16 protein-coding genes are annotated in these 16,323 nt (G+C 45.7%); 10 read left to right on the top strand and 6 right to left on the bottom strand.

Annotation, left to right across the window (positions count from 1 at the left end):
• Window positions 1-214: 214 nt before the first annotated feature.
• On the top strand, window positions 215-703 hold the full coding sequence (locus tag QUA71_RS20800; RefSeq protein ID WP_190661941.1) for a gluconokinase: 489 nt from the start codon (window positions 215-217) through the stop codon (window positions 701-703).
• A gap of 222 nt (window positions 704-925) precedes the next feature.
• Here QUA71_RS20800 and QUA71_RS20795 read toward each other — a convergent pair whose 3' ends face one another.
• The gene (locus tag QUA71_RS20795) at window positions 926-1,903 is read right to left on the bottom strand and encodes a carbohydrate kinase (RefSeq protein WP_333287888.1); all 978 of its coding nucleotides are present in this window, start codon (window positions 1,901-1,903) and stop codon (window positions 926-928) included.
• Window positions 1,904-2,084: 181 nt separating this feature from the next.
• Window positions 2,085-2,285 carry a hypothetical protein gene (locus QUA71_RS20790; RefSeq protein WP_333287886.1) on the bottom strand — a complete coding sequence of 67 codons (201 nt, stop codon included), beginning with the start codon at window positions 2,283-2,285 and terminating at the stop codon, window positions 2,085-2,087.
• A 60-nt stretch (window positions 2,286-2,345) separates the two neighbouring features.
• On the opposite strand from QUA71_RS20790, the gene QUA71_RS20785 reads away from it, so the two are divergent.
• The 6 genes from QUA71_RS20785 (at window position 2,346) to QUA71_RS20760 (ending at window position 7,184) form a co-directional block, all read left to right on the top strand.
• Window positions 2,346-2,621, top strand: a complete 276-nt coding sequence (locus QUA71_RS20785; protein WP_006633901.1) for a photosynthetic electron transport-dependent transcriptional regulator PedR — start codon at window positions 2,346-2,348, stop codon at window positions 2,619-2,621.
• 34 nt (window positions 2,622-2,655) lie between these two features.
• Complete coding sequence (locus QUA71_RS20780; RefSeq protein ID WP_190661939.1) at window positions 2,656-2,937, top strand: hypothetical protein; 282 nt, start codon at window positions 2,656-2,658, stop codon at window positions 2,935-2,937.
• Between the two features lie 102 nt (window positions 2,938-3,039).
• The gene (gene hisS / locus QUA71_RS20775; RefSeq protein ID WP_333287884.1) at window positions 3,040-4,314 is read left to right on the top strand and encodes a histidine--tRNA ligase; all 1,275 of its coding nucleotides are present in this window, start codon (window positions 3,040-3,042) and stop codon (window positions 4,312-4,314) included.
• A 141-nt stretch (window positions 4,315-4,455) separates the two neighbouring features.
• Window positions 4,456-5,226, top strand: a complete 771-nt coding sequence (locus QUA71_RS20770) for a Uma2 family endonuclease (RefSeq protein WP_333287882.1) — start codon at window positions 4,456-4,458, stop codon at window positions 5,224-5,226.
• Between the two features lie 96 nt (window positions 5,227-5,322).
• A complete protein-coding gene (locus QUA71_RS20765; RefSeq protein ID WP_333287880.1) occupies window positions 5,323-6,456 on the top strand; it encodes a DNA cytosine methyltransferase in 1,134 nt (377 codons plus the stop codon).
• 80 nt (window positions 6,457-6,536) lie between these two features.
• Window positions 6,537-7,184 carry a hypothetical protein gene (locus QUA71_RS20760; RefSeq protein ID WP_333287878.1) on the top strand — a complete coding sequence of 216 codons (648 nt, stop codon included), beginning with the start codon at window positions 6,537-6,539 and terminating at the stop codon, window positions 7,182-7,184.
• Between the two features lie 51 nt (window positions 7,185-7,235).
• Here QUA71_RS20760 and QUA71_RS20755 read toward each other — a convergent pair whose 3' ends face one another.
• Both QUA71_RS20755 and QUA71_RS20750 read right to left on the bottom strand, forming a co-directional pair.
• Window positions 7,236-8,447 (bottom strand): class I SAM-dependent methyltransferase, encoded by a 1,212-nt coding sequence (locus QUA71_RS20755; RefSeq protein ID WP_333287876.1) that lies wholly within the window; start codon window positions 8,445-8,447, stop codon window positions 7,236-7,238.
• A 231-nt stretch (window positions 8,448-8,678) separates the two neighbouring features.
• Window positions 8,679-9,863, bottom strand: a complete 1,185-nt coding sequence (locus QUA71_RS20750) for an NAD(P)H-quinone oxidoreductase subunit H (protein ID WP_006633911.1) — start codon at window positions 9,861-9,863, stop codon at window positions 8,679-8,681.
• 58 nt (window positions 9,864-9,921) lie between these two features.
• Between QUA71_RS20750 and rsmH the strand changes: the two genes are divergently transcribed.
• From rsmH to QUA71_RS20735, 3 genes are all read left to right on the top strand, one after another.
• Window positions 9,922-10,824 carry a 16S rRNA (cytosine(1402)-N(4))-methyltransferase RsmH gene (gene rsmH / locus QUA71_RS20745; RefSeq protein WP_333216744.1) on the top strand — a complete coding sequence of 301 codons (903 nt, stop codon included), beginning with the start codon at window positions 9,922-9,924 and terminating at the stop codon, window positions 10,822-10,824.
• A gap of 568 nt (window positions 10,825-11,392) precedes the next feature.
• On the top strand, window positions 11,393-13,066 hold the full coding sequence (locus QUA71_RS20740; RefSeq protein ID WP_333287874.1) for a SpoIIE family protein phosphatase: 1,674 nt from the start codon (window positions 11,393-11,395) through the stop codon (window positions 13,064-13,066).
• Window positions 13,067-13,562: 496 nt separating this feature from the next.
• Window positions 13,563-13,985 carry an ATP-binding protein gene (locus tag QUA71_RS20735; protein ID WP_006633914.1) on the top strand — a complete coding sequence of 141 codons (423 nt, stop codon included), beginning with the start codon at window positions 13,563-13,565 and terminating at the stop codon, window positions 13,983-13,985.
• Window positions 13,986-14,339: 354 nt separating this feature from the next.
• Here the strand turns inward: QUA71_RS20735 and QUA71_RS20730 are convergent, their stop codons facing one another.
• Together QUA71_RS20730 and QUA71_RS20725 are read right to left on the bottom strand one after the other, a co-directional pair.
• Window positions 14,340-14,765 carry a nuclear transport factor 2 family protein gene (locus QUA71_RS20730; RefSeq protein WP_333287872.1) on the bottom strand — a complete coding sequence of 142 codons (426 nt, stop codon included), beginning with the start codon at window positions 14,763-14,765 and terminating at the stop codon, window positions 14,340-14,342.
• Between the two features lie 354 nt (window positions 14,766-15,119).
• On the bottom strand, window positions 15,120-16,082 hold the full coding sequence (locus QUA71_RS20725) for an orange carotenoid protein N-terminal domain-containing protein (RefSeq protein ID WP_333287870.1): 963 nt from the start codon (window positions 16,080-16,082) through the stop codon (window positions 15,120-15,122).
• Window positions 16,083-16,323: the final 241 nt, after the last annotated feature.

The following is a 16,323-nucleotide window of genomic DNA, read 5'->3' as shown; positions in this document are numbered from 1 at the left end:
AATAAGTAAAATTCTCATCACAAAGTTAGGGAAGAACCCAAATTAATTATTGTGAATTCCTTAGACCCACTCTGGAATAAAATTGCTCTAGAATTAGAAATAGACTGGGTTTGTTGAATTGTTTATAATTGTATGATTCATCGGGCAACTTAAGAAACCCGGTTTGTCGATCGCACAACTCGATAAAATTGCAAGTATTCGGTAAATAAACGTGATGATTACAATCGTGATGGGAGTCTCAGGTTCTGGCAAAACTACTGTTGGCAAGTTGCTGGCGCAATCTCTCAACTGGGATTTCCGCGATGCGGACGATTTTCACCCATCAGCTAATATCGAGAAAATGAGTCGCGGCCTTCCTTTAGAAGATGCGGATCGCCTTCCTTGGCTATTACAATTGCAAGCGGCAATAGACAGGTGGCTGTTAGAAAATCAAAATGTGGTTTTGGCTTGTTCTGCTTTAAAAGCATCTTACCGCGAAATGCTCTGCCGCGACCAACAGGGGGTGAAAATTGTTTATCTCAAATGTTCTTTTCAGATATTGGCAGCCCGGTTAACAAGTCGCGAAAATCACTACATGAAAGCAGACTTGTTGTTAAGTCAGTTAGACACTCTCGAAGAACCAGAAGATGCAATTATCATAGATGCTTCGCAACCGCTAGAGGTAATCTTGCGCCAAATTAGAAATCATCTGAAGTGCGGTTAATGGCTCACAATAAAACCTCTCATACCAAATCTGGCTTAAATACCTGTTTATTTTTTAGTCCCTGTCAGCTAGGACGAGAGTTTGTATAGTAGGGATTCCAAACGCCGAGTCTTATCGACGCTTTTTAACGGAGGTTTAGTATAAGAATTATTTTTTTTCAGCTCCCGGGTTTCTGAAACAAATTTAGTTCCCTCTCCGTTTCCGGGGGAGAGGTGTGGCGTGCTAATGTTTGTACAAATACAAGAAAGCTTCTACTTCAGCAGCGGTTGGTTGAGCTTTAATTGCCCCGGGTTTCATCGCTGTCATCGAACCTACCGCATTCGCATAAGTTACAACTTTTTTTGTTATTTCTGGATCGGCTAAACTCTTAATTCCCACCTTGCACAATTGGCTGACAAAACCAGCCAAAAATGCGTCGCCGGCACCATTTGTATCCTCAACATCTACTTTAAATGCGGGGATTTTTCCTTCATTTTCCGACATACAATAGGCGCAACCTTTCTCGCCCGCAGTCACCAAAACGCCTTCTACGGAATCGAGGCGGTAGGTAATAGCTCCAGCGTCGCTAGTGTCAAACAACCATTCGGCTTCTTCCTCAGATAACTTGACAAAATCAACTTTTTTTAATAGTTTTCTAATGTGCGCTTTTGCTTCGTCTGGATTTGACCAAAACACCGGACGCCAATTGATGTCAAGTATAATTTTAACGTCGTACTGTTCTGCTAGTTCGATCGCTCTGGCGATCGCCTCTCGACTCTCAGGATAAGCTAATTCTAAAGTGCCTAGCACTAAAAAATCCGCATTTTCAAACAGCACCTGGGGTAGTTGTGCCGCGAGGAGGTGGGTGTCGGCAAAATCCGCAGTATCGAATTCGCCAAAACCGGCAAAAGATCGATCGCCCGCTTGATTCCGCAAGACATAAACTTGCCGCGTCGGTGCACTCGGATGGCGCTGCACTCCAGCGATATCAACCCCTACTTCTTGCAATACCTCCACTAGGGAATCCCCCAATTCATCCCCACCTACAGCACCGATAAATCCCGCCGCCGTCCCCAATTTAACCAAAGCACAGGCAACATTAGCAGGAGCACCACCGGGATATGCCGTCCAAGATTCTACCTCTTCGAGAGATACTCCTGGTTGGTCTGCTAAACAATCAAATAAAACTTCACCCAGACACAGAACGCGAGGATAAGTCATAGAAATTTTAGATTTGAGATGTGAGATTTTAGAGCAGCAGTAGACAGGTCAATAATGATTTTTAACCCATCCCAGAAAAATTGCAAGCTATTTTTTTATGGCTGATCCTATAATATCAGACTTATTGATACTGGCAGTTACTCGCTCAACGCACAAGTGCAGTGCGGGCGTATCACTTGTTTTACCTGAAAACATCTGCGGGTTTGACCCGGATGTCAGATGGGCGTAGGTAAAGGCAGCATCCCCCACCCGATGCACCAGCAGTGCAAGTGGCTGTGCGTCTTGCTGTGTCAGCGCGGGGTTGACACTCCTGGCGATTCTGCAAGCGAGTTGGTGCTTCGGGCCCGAAAGAGTAGCACAGCAAATTTAATTTTCTCTTCATACTCGATCCCTCATCCTTTAGAATTGTAGATAGGTAAATATGCAGACATAGGAAAAGTTTATGAGTGGGATTGTCTCTGGGACCCCTGTCACCCTGTCGGACAGAGAATTGCAAGTGGTAGAGTTAGTAGCGGCCGGATTGACTAATGAGAAAATCGCCGAAAAGTTAGAGATTAGCAAGCGTACTGTTGACAACCACATTAGCAATATCTTGAACAAGACGCGCGCTGACAATCGAGTTACGCTTGTACGCTGGGCGTTGCAGTGGGGAAAGGTATGTTTGGACAATATTAACTGCTGCCCTTTACCGCGGCCGATCGATAAAGAAGTATCTTAAGTAGGGGATCAGGTTGGGTACAGGCAAAGAAATGATGCAAACGGCACAAGAAAAACAACTCCGCTATCAAATTCAAAGCCCTGGATTGCCGCTGGCGGTGTATCGCGAAGTGGCGGTCCATTTGCGTCAAGTTGAAGGGGTGCAAACCGGTTTAATTCCGCAGCAGTCGCAGCGGTTTGATTACGGCGACAGCCAAATTGGGGGTTTGTGGATACAGTATCCTGAAGGGTTCGATTTGGCAGGTCGCCAGCGGGTCGATCGCATTTTGGCTTATTATGGCGATCGTTACGGAGCGTGGGAATTATTAAGTCATTAGTTATTGGGAATTGTTAACTGTTAACTGTTGACTGTTAACTAATAACTAAGAACTAATGACTAATTACTAATGACAACTGCCAACTGACAACTGACTAACAAAATGAGTGCAATTAAAACTTTACCGGGAACGCGGGATATTTTGCCCGCTGAAATTCAATATTGGCAAAATATAGAAGAAGTCGCTAGAACCATTTTAAAAAAAGCGGCTTATCGAGAAATTCGGACGCCAATTTTTGAACAGACATCTTTATTTGAACGCGGCATCGGCGAAGCTACCGATGTTGTGGGCAAAGAAATGTACACTTTTAAGGATAAGGGCGATCGATCGACTACTTTGCGTCCAGAAGGCACCGCCGGAGTAGTCCGAGCTTTTATTCAAAATAGTTTGTACGCAGCAGGAGACGTGCAGCGTCTGTGGTATGCTGGGCCGATGTTTCGCTACGAACGCGCGCAAGAAGGAAGACAGCGGCAGTTCAATCAAATTGGCGTGGAAGTCTTGGGGAGTGCGAATCCCCGTGCGGATGTCGAAGTAATTGCGATCGCCTGCGACATCCTGCAAACCCTCGGTTTAAAAAATTTGCGCCTCGATATTAATTCTGTCGGAAATAAGCAAGATCGACAAAATTACCGACAAGCTTTGATCGATTATTTTACACCGCACAAAGACGAATTAGACGCGGATTCTCAAGATCGCTTGACTCGCAATCCGCTGCGGATATTGGACAGCAAAAATCAGCGTACTCAAGAAATTGTAGCTGGTGCGCCTAGCATTTTAGAATATTTGGGAGAGGAATCGCGATCGCACTTCGAGCAAGTGCAGCTTATGCTCACAAATTTAGGAATTAGCTATCAGTTAAATCCCAGATTAGTGCGCGGTTTAGATTACTATACCTACACCGCTTTTGAAATTATATCCGACGATTTGGGAGCGCAAGCAACTGTTTGCGGAGGCGGTCGCTACGACGGTTTAGTCAAGGAACTGGGCGGCCCAGATACGGCGGCAGTCGGTTGGGCAATGGGTATAGAACGGTTGATTATCCTGCTGCAAAAGTTGCAACCTTTGCCCGTGCCGAAGTTGGATTTTTATTTAGTCTCCAGGGGCGAGAAAGCTGAACAGCAATCGGTATTGTTAGCTCAAAAATTGCGAAGTGCGGGCTTTAGTGTAGAGATAGATTTGAGTGCTAGTGCTTTCGGGAAACAGTTTAAAAGAGCTGACAGAAGCGGTGCAGTTGGGTGTTTAGTTTTGGGAGATGCGGAAGCTGAAAACGAGACGGTACAATTGAAGTGGTTGGCGAGTGGTGAACAAAGTGCGATCGCGCAATCAGAACTACTAGCAATGACCACCGAACTACAGCAGAAAATTAACAACCCTTAAAACTCTCGGTTGTTCCTCGTTACCAGGCTCTGCCCGGTAACGCATATCCAGAGGCTCTGCCTCGTCATTAAGCCATTAACATTAATCCCAAAAACCAAGAGATATAATTTAAGCATTAAAACATTTAACCTCTGATAAACTATGTATGTAGCAGCTAAAAACCTAGAAACAAAACTCACAATCACCTGGCCGCTACTACCAGAAGATTTTCAACTACCAGACGACCCCGTAGAAGACAAAAGCCAACCATTATTAGCCGCCGCTTTGCGCCAGCCGCTAACAGGATTTCCTGAATTAATGCAGGATGCCTTAATTGTTTCCAACTTTGCCTTGTGTGCCGGAATTAGTTTCCCAGGTTCAACCAGCGACGAACAGCGTATTATCTGCAAAGCACCAGATTGGATGTACGTGAAACCCGTCAATCCAAAAAATGTCTCGCAAGTTCGCCGCAGTTACACGCCACACACAGAAGGAACCATCCCCCAAATTGTGATGGAATTTCTTTCAGAAACCTATGGAGAAGAATACTCCGTTGAATTTACCTCGCGGGTGGGAAAGTGGTATTTTTACGAGCGAGTAATCAAAGTTCCCAGATACGTCATATTCCGAGCAAAAACAGTTCATTTAGAAGTTTACGCTTTAGAATCCGATCACTACAACTTGCAAAAACCTGATGAAAACGGACGTTATTGGATACCGGGATTAGACTTATTTTTAGGAGTTTGGGAAGGAACTCACGAAGGGAGAACAGGCTGTTGGTTGAGATGGTGGGATGCAGAAGGCGAGTTGTTGCTGTGGTCGGAAGAACGAGTAGAACAAGAACGCCAACGGGGCGATTGCGAAAGACTCCGCGCTGAAAAATTGGCCGAAAAACTGCGTCAAGCTGGGATCGAGTTAGATGATGAAGAGTGAAATATCAATTGATGAGTCGAGTTCGATCGGGTTTTGGTATGATGACACTCTTGTGGTGCGGGCATCCAGCCCGTCCTTGGCTAACTTTACACTCCTATGTTAATCGAACGTCTCCAGCCGATCGCCTGGACAAAAAAACCGCGACTCATATCCTTATTTTCTGGTTGCGGCGGCATGGATTTGCCATTCCACCAAGCCGGATTTGAGGTAGTTTGGGCGATCGACTCCAATCAATACGCCTGCAAAACATTCTGCAGAAACATCGCCGATGTCATCATCAACGACAGTATAGAAAATATAGACATTGGACAAGTTCCCGAAGCTGAAATATGTATAGGAGGGTTCCCCTGTCAAGATTTCTCCCTAATTTGGAAACGTCCCGGACTTGAAGGAACCAGAGGTAATTTATATACATATTTTCTCGATTTTGTCAATAAAAAAAAGCCCAAAGCTTTTGTAGCAGAAAATGTTAAAGGCTTATTAAGCGCCAATAATTATCAAGCAATAAAACAAATAATTTCTGACTTTGAAAGTATCGCTCCAGGCTACTTAGTTAAACCTAAACTTTACAACTTTGCTGATTACGGAGTTCCGCAATTTCGCCAAAGAGTGTTATTAGTTGGCATTCGGATGGATACAGGATTTAACTTTGTGCATCCTCAGCCAGAATACGGTCAAGATCGCAAAAATCCTTATCGAACTGCGGGCGAAGCACTCAAAAATGTGGAAGCAGTTCTTGACAATAACAAACATCATAAAATTCAAGCCCGCACCGTTGAAATTTTAAATCGAATTAAACCGGGAGGCAATTTCTCTGATATTCCCAAAGATAGTCCATACTATGTCAAAGGCATGATCAGTCACGTTTATCGGCGAATTCATCCAGATAAACCATCCTCGACAATCATTGCTGGTGGAGGTGGCGGAACTTGGGGTTATCATTATTTAGAACCGCGTTCTTTGACAAATCGTGAAAGAGCAAGATTGCAAACATTTCCAGATGATTTTGTTTTTGAAGGTTCTACTACTGAAGTGCGGCGGCAGATTGGCAATGCAGTGCCGCCGCAGGGAATCGCTGCTGTTGTGGAGTCTTTAATTCCGTTATTTAAGGGGGATTATCCCCAAGTTAATTTATATGAAATGAGTAAAAAGTTGCAGGGGATGTCTATTCAAGAACGATTAAAATGGGCTGAATCCGAGGGATTCGATCAGAGTTTGCAGTTAAATTGAAATGGGGCGGTAGATAGGAAGCTTAAGATTAGCTTTTTATTGGTTTATCCTTAAATAAAATACATCAGGATGGAAAGTCAATGATCAAGTTTGACAGAGGTCATTACACCGATTTTAAATTGCCCAGCAACTCAACTATTTCCGAGCATTTACAGCAAACACTTCAGAGGGTTTGGGACAGAAAATATGACGATTTATACGAAACAGGTGGAAAGTGCAATGTAGAAGAAGCCTTTGTAGAAGTAATGACAGCCTTTGGAATGCCTAATGATGCAATATCCCATCAGCGATACGTCTATATGGCTTATGGAATAGCATTAGCAGCTAAACCGACTATTAAACATTACTTTCCTGAAGAACATAAAGCTGATATCGTGGAAGGAATTGTATCTTGTTGGCTGAAGGATGGTTGTGAAATCCCAGAAACTTGGGCTGATACGTTGTTTCCTAATATTAACAAAATAGGAAAATATCAAGCTAGTAACGAAGCTTATAATATCTTCTACGGCTTGCTGCAAACACTCAACACCAAAACAGCCTATAAGGCAATTTTGGATATTTTGTATGATGCCATTACCGGGGATGCAATTTCTGGTTTTGCTGCGGCTCAACGAGATATGTTTAATTGGTGGCTAATTGAGGTGATTCCGGCTGCTTATTGTTTAAAGCTGCCATCTACTTTATATTCGGGAAAATGGGAATTTCCGCCACTGAGTCAGTGCGCTTAAGTGATGACAAAAGTAATTGGAAAAGAGTGCGTGTTGCTGATTGTAGTTAACTTAAGGCACCATCAAACCCTTCACAATTCTCCCCTTTTCCTCCTCCCTCAACCCCTTCGACTGCACCAAAACCCCAAAACCCCCCAAACCCATCGGATCGATCAACTGATGCAAAGCCTCCCGGCGCCGCAAAAACGTTGCCAAATCCAATACTTCGGCATCCTTTGTAGACAGAGAAGCAATACGATCGCCCAAACCCAACGCCATCAAAAACAAAGCCTGCTGAGTAAACCCTACCACATCCAAACCGCACAATTCACCCTGCCTTTCCAGCGCCGTAAAATTAACATGAGCCGTTAAATCCTGCCGCCCCACATTAATATAAGGATTATTGTGATATCGGTGCATATAATAACACTGTAGCGTCCCCTCCCTGCGCCTCGGATTGTAATAGCGGTGCGCCGGATAACCGTAATCAATAGTTAACAAATATCCCCGTTGCAACTTTTGAGCAACTGTACTCATCCAGTTTAAAGCCGCCAAATTCACCTCACTGCGATAACCATCCCCGTACACGCTCGCCGACAAATCGATGCTTACAAAATCCAAATATTCGGCAATTTTAGGCGTGGAAACTTCTCCAATTACTTCAACAAAATTTATCTCTTTTTGTTCATTTTTTGGGGTTTCTGCGGCAACGTAAATCTCCCTAAGTTGCCATTCTTCCAGAATGAATTGATGCACGGGAAAAGCATCCACTAACTCGTTAGAAAAGAAACAACCGACAATTGAATTATTAACTATCTCCTCCCACTTGCACCACTTAACGCACTTGATCTCACTTAAGCTTTGGCGTTGTTCCGCTTGAAGTCTTGGCGAAATTTCAACAATTATGTATGTTAAATTTTTAAATAAGTCGGGATGTTGCCGTTGCAGATATTGCAGTACATTAGCTGCAAAAGTTCCCCGCCCAGCGCCCATTTCTACGATCGCGAAATTGAAAGGGCGATCGAGAAATTCCCACATTTCCACAAATTGCTCCGCCAAAACCTCCGCAAAATCAGCACCCCAATGAGGCGACGTGATAAAGTCGCCTTGTTTGCCGATCGACGGGCGATCGCTATTATAATATCCGTGCTGCGGATGATATAATGCCAAATCCATATATTCAGCAAAAGTAATACGCTGCTGGGGACTGGCGGCAATTCTTTCGCAGATTAAAGCGCAGAGTTCCCAGTTGCTGTCATTGATATCTGATTGCTGAACTTTCATAATTTATCCAATCAAAGTTGATGTTATTTCATTTGTGAAGGAGAGATTTTTTTTATTAACCGCAGAGGGCGCAGAGGGCACAGAGGAAGAGAGAAAAGAGAAATAAGGTACATTTTAGCGACGTTAACAGCAATATTAATCGATATCTATCCGCGTTTATCTGCTGTTAAAAAAATCAACCCGGTTCCATAAAAAAACCGGGTTAAATTATCAAATAAAAACCGACAAAACCTACCTGTCAACCGAGCCCATAATAATGTCGATACTACCCAAAATTGCCACCAAATCCGCAATCTTCACACCGCGCACAATGTGAGGCAAAATCTGCAAATTATTAAAATCCGCAGTCCGAATCTTCCAGCGCCAGGGAAACACAGTATCATCCCCGATAATATAAATCCCCAACTCACCCTTGCCGCTTTCAACGCGGACATAATGTTCGCCCTTGGGAATCTTAAAAGTCGGCGCAACTTTTTTGCCAATAAACTGATAGTCAAAACCATTCCATTCAGATTTTGGCCCGCTTTCTAAGCGCTTGGCTTCCAAATTCTCGTAAGAGCCACCGGGGAGTCCTTTCAAGGCTTGATAGATAATCTTAACCGACTCGCGCATCTCCCGAATCCGCACCACATACCGGGCCAAACAATCGCCAGCAGCTTCGGTACAAACTTCCCAGTCGAAGTCGTCGTAACATTCGTAATGATCAACTTTCCGCAAATCCCACTTAACGCCGGAAGCGCGCAACATGGGGCCGGAAAGTCCCCAGTTAATCGCTTCTTCGCGAGAAATAGTACCCAGGCCTTCAATCCGGCGGCGGAAGATTGGGTTGTTGGTAATTAAACGTTCGTACTCGTCAATTTTGGGAACGAAATAATCGCAGTAATCTTGGCACTTATCTACCCAACCGTAAGGCAAATCGGCCGCAACTCCGCCGATGCGGAAATAGTTATTGTTCACCATGCGATAACCTGTGGCTGCTTCCCACAAGTCTAAAATCATCTCGCGATCGCGCATAGTATAGAAAAAAGGAGTTTGCGCCCCCACGTCCGCCAAAAACGGCCCCAACCACAACAAATGGTTAGCAATCCGGTTCAACTCCAGCATGATTACGCGAATGTAACTCGCCCGTCTGGGGACAGCAATATTCGCCAACTTTTCCGGTGCATTGACTGTCACCGCTTCGTTAAACATCCCCTCGGCATAGTCCCAGCGGCTCACGTAGGGCACGTACATCACGTTGGTGCGATTTTCGGCAATTTTTTCCATCCCCCGGTGCAGATAGCCCAAAACTGGCTCGCAGTCCACCACATCTTCCCCGTCCAGGGTGACAATTAACCGGAGTACCCCGTGCATGGAAGGGTGGTGCGGCCCCATGTTGAGCACCATCGGTTCGGTTCTAGTCTCAATTCTTGACATAATTAAATGAATTAATGATTACTGACTATTGTTGATTTTTGTTTGGCTGTTATAGATTATGAAGGATATCGAGCTCTGTGAGAAGGATACCCCTGGATCGGATGTCAGTATTGACACCTATCACGTTCCTGTTTTGGGTCAAGAATTAATTGCGGGTTTGGCTGTGCGTCCTGGCGGCCGCTATTTGGACGCGACGCTTGGGGGCGGCGGACACACGAGTTTGATTTTAGCGGCGGCGCCAGATGTTACAGTGGTGGCGATCGACCGCGATGAACAAGCCATCCGTTTTTGCCAAGCCAGATTTGCCAACTCGCCCGTTGAGTTTTGGCACGGCAACTTTGCTGAATATCAGTCCTCAGAAGCCGAATTTGATGGTATCATAGCAGACTTGGGCGTCAGCTCTGCTCAGTTCGATACACCGGAACGAGGATTTAGTTTTCGCCACCCAGCTCAACTAGATATGCGTATGAACCAGCAGCAATCTTTGACGGCAGAAGAGATTATCAACCACTGGGAAGAAGTTAAACTAGCAGATATTATTTACAAGTACGGCGAGGAGCGGCTGTCGCGGCGCATCGCGAGGCGGATTGTGCAAGGGCGTCCTTTTCAAACTACAACAGAACTTGCAGGGGCGATCGCCTCCAGCTTCCCCCCCAAGCAGCGCAACGGCAGAATCCATCCGGCCACCCGCACCTTCCAAGCTTTAAGGATAGCTGTCAACTCCGAACTCGCTTCTTTAGAAACTTTCCTCCACCAAGCGCCAGGGTGGTTAAAACCAGGTGGGAGAATCGGAATCATTACATTTCACAGTCTGGAAGACCGACCAGTCAAGCACCAACTCAGAGGAACACCCAATTTGCAGGTACTGACAAAAAAGCCGATCGGGCCACAATCCGAAGAAGTAGCTAGAAATCCCCGCTCTCGTTCTGCTAAGCTCAGACTGGCAGAAAGATTAACTTGATTCGGCAGTCGTAGTAATATGCTTGCTGCAAAAAGTTCAGAGATTAGGGAGACTTGAATGCAGCAATCAAGTGCGATTCGGCAAAGATGTAGGGAATAGCGCCAACAACCCACCACTAACCCTCCGGGTACAGTGCGGTCTGAAATACAGCCGGTGTTGACCAGACTTAGGTAGCCATACCTGGGTTAGTAGTAAGTGTTAAAATTCACACCGAGGACAGTGCCCAGCTAGTTAAGAACTCTGCAATCAGAGCATTAATTAGCCGTTTTGAATGCTGGTGTGTTTAGAAAAGTACCGACTGCTAACAAGGTCATTGCTCGTATCACAGCGTGAAAGCTGACTCGGGAATTTTCCCTATTGAAGCGGCCTACCGAGGCGGGTTACAGTATCGAAAGCCTCTCATCTGTTGTGCGAACAGATGGTGCGAAAGGAATGCTCACCTTGAGGTAAAACGGGTTTCTTTAACTCAACTTGACGTAACTGATATGTTGCATATATCCAGCCCCCCTTTTCCTCCCGCCACCTTGCTGATTACAGCTATGGTGGGGGTTTTCAAGGGGGAAGAAAGATGAGTCGGGGAGATGGAAGCAAGCTGAAACTGATGGTAGTCGATGACGAACCCGACAACTTGGATTTATTGTACCGGACGTTTCGACGCGACTTTCAGGTTTACAAAGCAGATAGCGCCCTCAGCGCCCTGGAAGTTCTAGACGAACAGGGCGAGATGGCGGTGATTATATCTGACCAGCGGATGCCAGAAATGAATGGCACCGAGTTTTTGGGGAAAACAGTCGAGCGATTTCCCGATACGATTCGGATTCTGCTAACGGGATACACCGATGTTGAAGATTTGGTTGAGGCCATCAACTCAGGTCAAGTTTTCAAATACATCACCAAACCGTGGAATCCAGAAGAACTCAAATTGGTGATCAATCAAGCCTCAGAAACTTACAAATACTACAAGCAGCGCAGCGTTGCATTGCGCCGCGCTTTACGCAAGGAATCTCTTTTCAATGAGGTAATGAGCGTCATTCGCGGGTCGCTAGATTACTCTAGTATGGTACAAACTATTGTTCAAACCGTAGGTCAAACTTTTGAGGCCAACTATTGTATGCTGCGGCCGGTAGAGAGCGATCGACTATTGCCGAGTACCTTCCCCTACCAAGCCCACACCGACGATGCCAGTACCTTTTCTTTTGATGAAAATTTGCTGGTTCAAGCTGTAGCCACCCGCCAAACTCAAGTGAACTCAAACAGTGGGGGGCATGGTAACTCGGTTGAGATTGCCGTGCCCCTGACTTACCAGCAAGAATTGCTGGCGGTACTGGCTTTGTGCCAGATTGGCGGCACTAACCCTTGGTCGGCAGAAGATATAGAGTTAATAGAAGGTGTAGCAGCTCAAGCTGCTCTCGCCCTGTCTCAAGCTAAGCTCTACCAGCGGACTCTGGATTTAGCCAAGCAGATGCAAAACGAGTTGGAAGTGGCTCGCCAAATCCAAACAAACTTGTTGCGCCAAAGTTGGCCGGATTTTGAAACTGTCAGGGTGCAAGCTTGCTGCTATCCCGCGCGGGAAGTTGGCGGCGACTTTTTTGAAGTCTACGTCCACTCCCAAGGCGATATTTGGATAGCGGTGGGAGATGTTTCGGGTAAGGGAGTTCCGGCTGCTCTATTTATGGCCAGCGCGATTTCGGTGATGCGGCGGGAACTTTCCCAAGAAGTTTCTCCCGAACCCGAGCGTGTTATGCACAATATGAATAGCAGTATGTCTGACGACCTGATCGGGAACAACCATTTTATTACAATGGTTGTAGCTCGTTACACTCCGTCAACGGGACACCTCGCGTTTGCTAATGCCGGTCACATTTATCCGATCGTTTGGTCTCACTCGGAGGTGAAAGCTCAAGCCGCTAGCGGTAAAACGCCAGCCGAGCCGAATTTCCTGAAAGCTCGTGGCATTCCCTTGGGGATACTACCAGTTTGGAGAGGCAAAGCAGGTACGATCGAATTAAAGTCAGGAGATGTATTTCTGCTGACGAGTGACGGAATTACTGAAGCGAGCGTGACCACTGAAGCGGTCGCAGGGGGTGTACCAACCCGTTCTATGCTACAACAAGAAGGGCTTTGGCAACTTTTGATTCAGGAACCTGGTTCTTTCAACTTGGACAATTTGTTGGCTCACATCCGAGCTGACAATCCCGTTCAGGAAGACGACCAAACCATACTCTCTCTGGAGGTTCTTTGAATCTGTCAGCGACTCCCGACACGTAGTCGGGGGTGAGAGCCGAAAAAACTTAAGCCCTGCTGGTTGACGGCCCACAGAGTAGTCCTGCAAAGGACGGCGTTATCGTCAACAGTAAAAAACCTAGCCGGCGATGGCGCAGCTAGTTTCCTGAATCGCTTTCCTGGGGGATTCAACGCCTGTAAAAGGTTAACGTAGAAGGCATTCGTGAGAAAAAACCAACGCTTAAAAGCCAAGGATTGAAACACTGATTTTTTATACCTCGCTGCTTGCAGTCTCAGTATAATTATCAATTGTTAGTGGGCTGTAGGCCCATAACTAAAGTTTTCAAATATACTCTTAACCTCTGCCTTCTACCGAATCATGAATGCCTGATTTTTAAACAGAAAAGGCTGGTATCCCCCGAGTAGCGACAAGTATTGAGGCCGAATCCATTCGGCGCGTCGTGTTTCATACCTGGTGTGAAGACACAGGGTTTTCAAACTTACGGGATTTTTTTATGAATACTGAGCTTCATGTGCCAAGCGACTTGCGATTTTTAACAATTGTTGAAAATTGGTTGCTGAGCAGTTTGGAAGTAGAGCTAGGAGAGCACGTCGATTGGCCACGTCAGTCGAATCGTTTGCGCTTGGTGTTAGCAGAAGCCTATTCTAACGTGATCCGCCATGCTCACAAAGATCAACCCAATTTGCCCGTGTTAATTCGTTTGAATTTAAAAAATAGGGATATTGGTTTAGAAATTTGGGATTACGGTAAAGGTTACGAAATGGATACTTACAATCCCCCGAGGCCGGAAGCTAAACAGGAAAGCGGCTACGGCTGGCTGATTATGAGCAGACTTATGGATCGGGTGGACTACACTTTGCAAATAGACGGTCGCAACTGTCTAAAGTTGGAAGCGAGTTTGCCGGAAAAATCTTAATTAGTGCTTAGTCATTAGTCATGAGTGATTAGTGATTGGCCATGCACTTTTTGACTCGCTTTGGCTGTCTGTCGCACGCTGCGGTGACAGCCACTTTGTCGTTCCGTATCGTCGGCCCAACGCGAGACTGTAAGATTGTAGGAATACAGTCCCGATCGCACAAATACCGAAGAAACGGGATTTTTATACCGTGAGTGGCACTTCACCAAAGATTTGCATAAAAACCCGGTTTCTGCCTCATTCTTGCCAGAAAAAGCCGATTAACCTGTCGATCGCACGATTTTAGCTATTACGTGCGATCGACAGGTCAAACCAAAATAGGCAATTTAAATGTGAAACACCTTATCAAACATCTTATTTCTTATGTGACCGCAGATTTAGCAACTCTTGGGGAGAAGCTAACAGTTTGACGGTGACAGAAAGGAGTTTTTGGTCAGAATTGAGCAAGAACAGCCATCCGACATTAACACCAAATGCGGGAGTTTGCACCCGGCCGCTGACCTGAACTTCTACCTGGCCATCTTCTAAAATTTGGCTGACACCTTGCTGGGGTTCTAGCTGCATTCCTCGTGCTTCTTTTTTGAGATAAGTGGCGATCGAGATGTTGCCAATAATTGGCTCTTCAAACGGCGCGTGCAGAACCCCATCCTCGGCAAATAAATTAGCCGTCGCTTCAAAATCGCCCGCGTTTAAAGTTTCAAAATATTGCAGTATCCCTGGCATTGTGATGCCTGGAATCTTTATAGAGCTAGTTAAAATAGGTCGAGTTGTTGCGGTCATAAAACAAGTGATTTCAAATGAATGAGTATACTGTAATCATTCTCTTTGTCGCAGCAAATCCCTCAAAAGATATAAGTAGGGGTAGGAAAATAATTCTCCGAAAAAAGGAGGAACCGGGAACCGGAGAGCGTCGAGCGCAGCTTTCAAAGCGATCGACCAAAATCAATACTACTGTCAAAAAATACCAGTGTAGCCAAGCTGCAAACCCTGATACCATCAGTCATTTTCCATCCTTCAATTCTTGAAGATAAAATTTAAAATCTAAAATCTAAAATCTAAAATGATAGAAACCCAGACACCTAATGGCATCTGGGTTTCTGGGCAAGCCTGTTTAACAGAGCCAACAAGAAGATTCTATTGGCGGATCAAATTGAGCAATTCCTTAGGAGATGCCAACAAGTCGATCGCCACAAAGAAAATTTGACCTTGGGGATCTAACAAAAACCGCCACGCGATGTTCATTCCCACATTCGCGCCGAACCAGGGAGTTTCGACTTTGCCGGTGACTTTCACTTGGCGGTAGCCATCTTCTGTGGGTTCCGATACGCCTTGCTGGGGCATCATTTTCAGTCCGATGCACTCTTCCCGCATATAGTTGAGGATAGCTTCGCGACCGACGATCGGCTTTTGGAAAGGTGGTTGCAGGGCACCTTCTTCGGCAAATAAACCGATGGCTGGGGTGAAGTCGAAGGCGTTCATGTAGTCGATGTAGTTGAGGACAGTCTGCTCGCTGATACCCTCAATTTTGGTTTTCACCCGCTCTTCTGGAGCGGTGGGAGTGCTGCGGGGGGCTGAGCGTTTGCCGTACTCTTGGCTAAAAGCAGGGTCATAGCCCATGTTAACTACGGTGTTGCGAAGTACGGTAATTTGCTGACTGGGATCTAGTTTCTTGATGGTTTCTAGAACTGTGGTGGCTTCGGGAGACATTTGATAGCCAGCGGGGATCGGAGCGACAAGGCCCTGTTTCATCAACTGTCCCAACTCGTACCAGAAACCGAGTTTGGTGTTGACGCGCAAGGAAGTGTAAATCCGGCCGATCGTTGTGTCGGCGTTGCTGGCTAGGTCAAACATGGTTTTGCTTTGAGCAGCCGGCGACATTAGCTTGATTTCGCTCAGTATGCCTTCAACAAGCGCCATGCTGGCTACTCCGGGAGCTGCTGGGGTGATGGAAATACCCATTTCGGTGTAGGCATACCAGAGCAAGGCTAGTTGGTCTTCAACGCTGAGTTTGTAAAATGCTTCGGTGGTAGCCGGAACAGCGCTAGCAATCTCCATGTTGGAGAAAATAGATTGAGCTGATTGAATACTAACTGCCATGTGTATGCTGTGGGATTTGTGGTTGTAGCGAGCTACTGGAGTTAGGAAACGTCAAGCTCCCTTGATTAAATTATGTAACGTTTTGTTAAAAATTGCAAATATAAATTACATATAGCTGACTTATAAAATTATGATGAATGGTTTGGTAAATTGCGATCGCCGTCATACCAATTTTACATGAAGTTGCATAGAATAAAGATAATGTTGAGAGGTGATGAGTTATGGCACGTCAACTGATGGT

Source organism: Microcoleus sp. MON1_C5, assembly GCF_036701875.1.
Lineage (GTDB): Bacteria > Cyanobacteriota > Cyanobacteriia > Cyanobacteriales > Microcoleaceae > Microcoleus.
The sequence above is the reverse complement of the archived record's forward strand: the minus strand, read 5'-3'. Positions and strand labels throughout refer to the sequence as shown.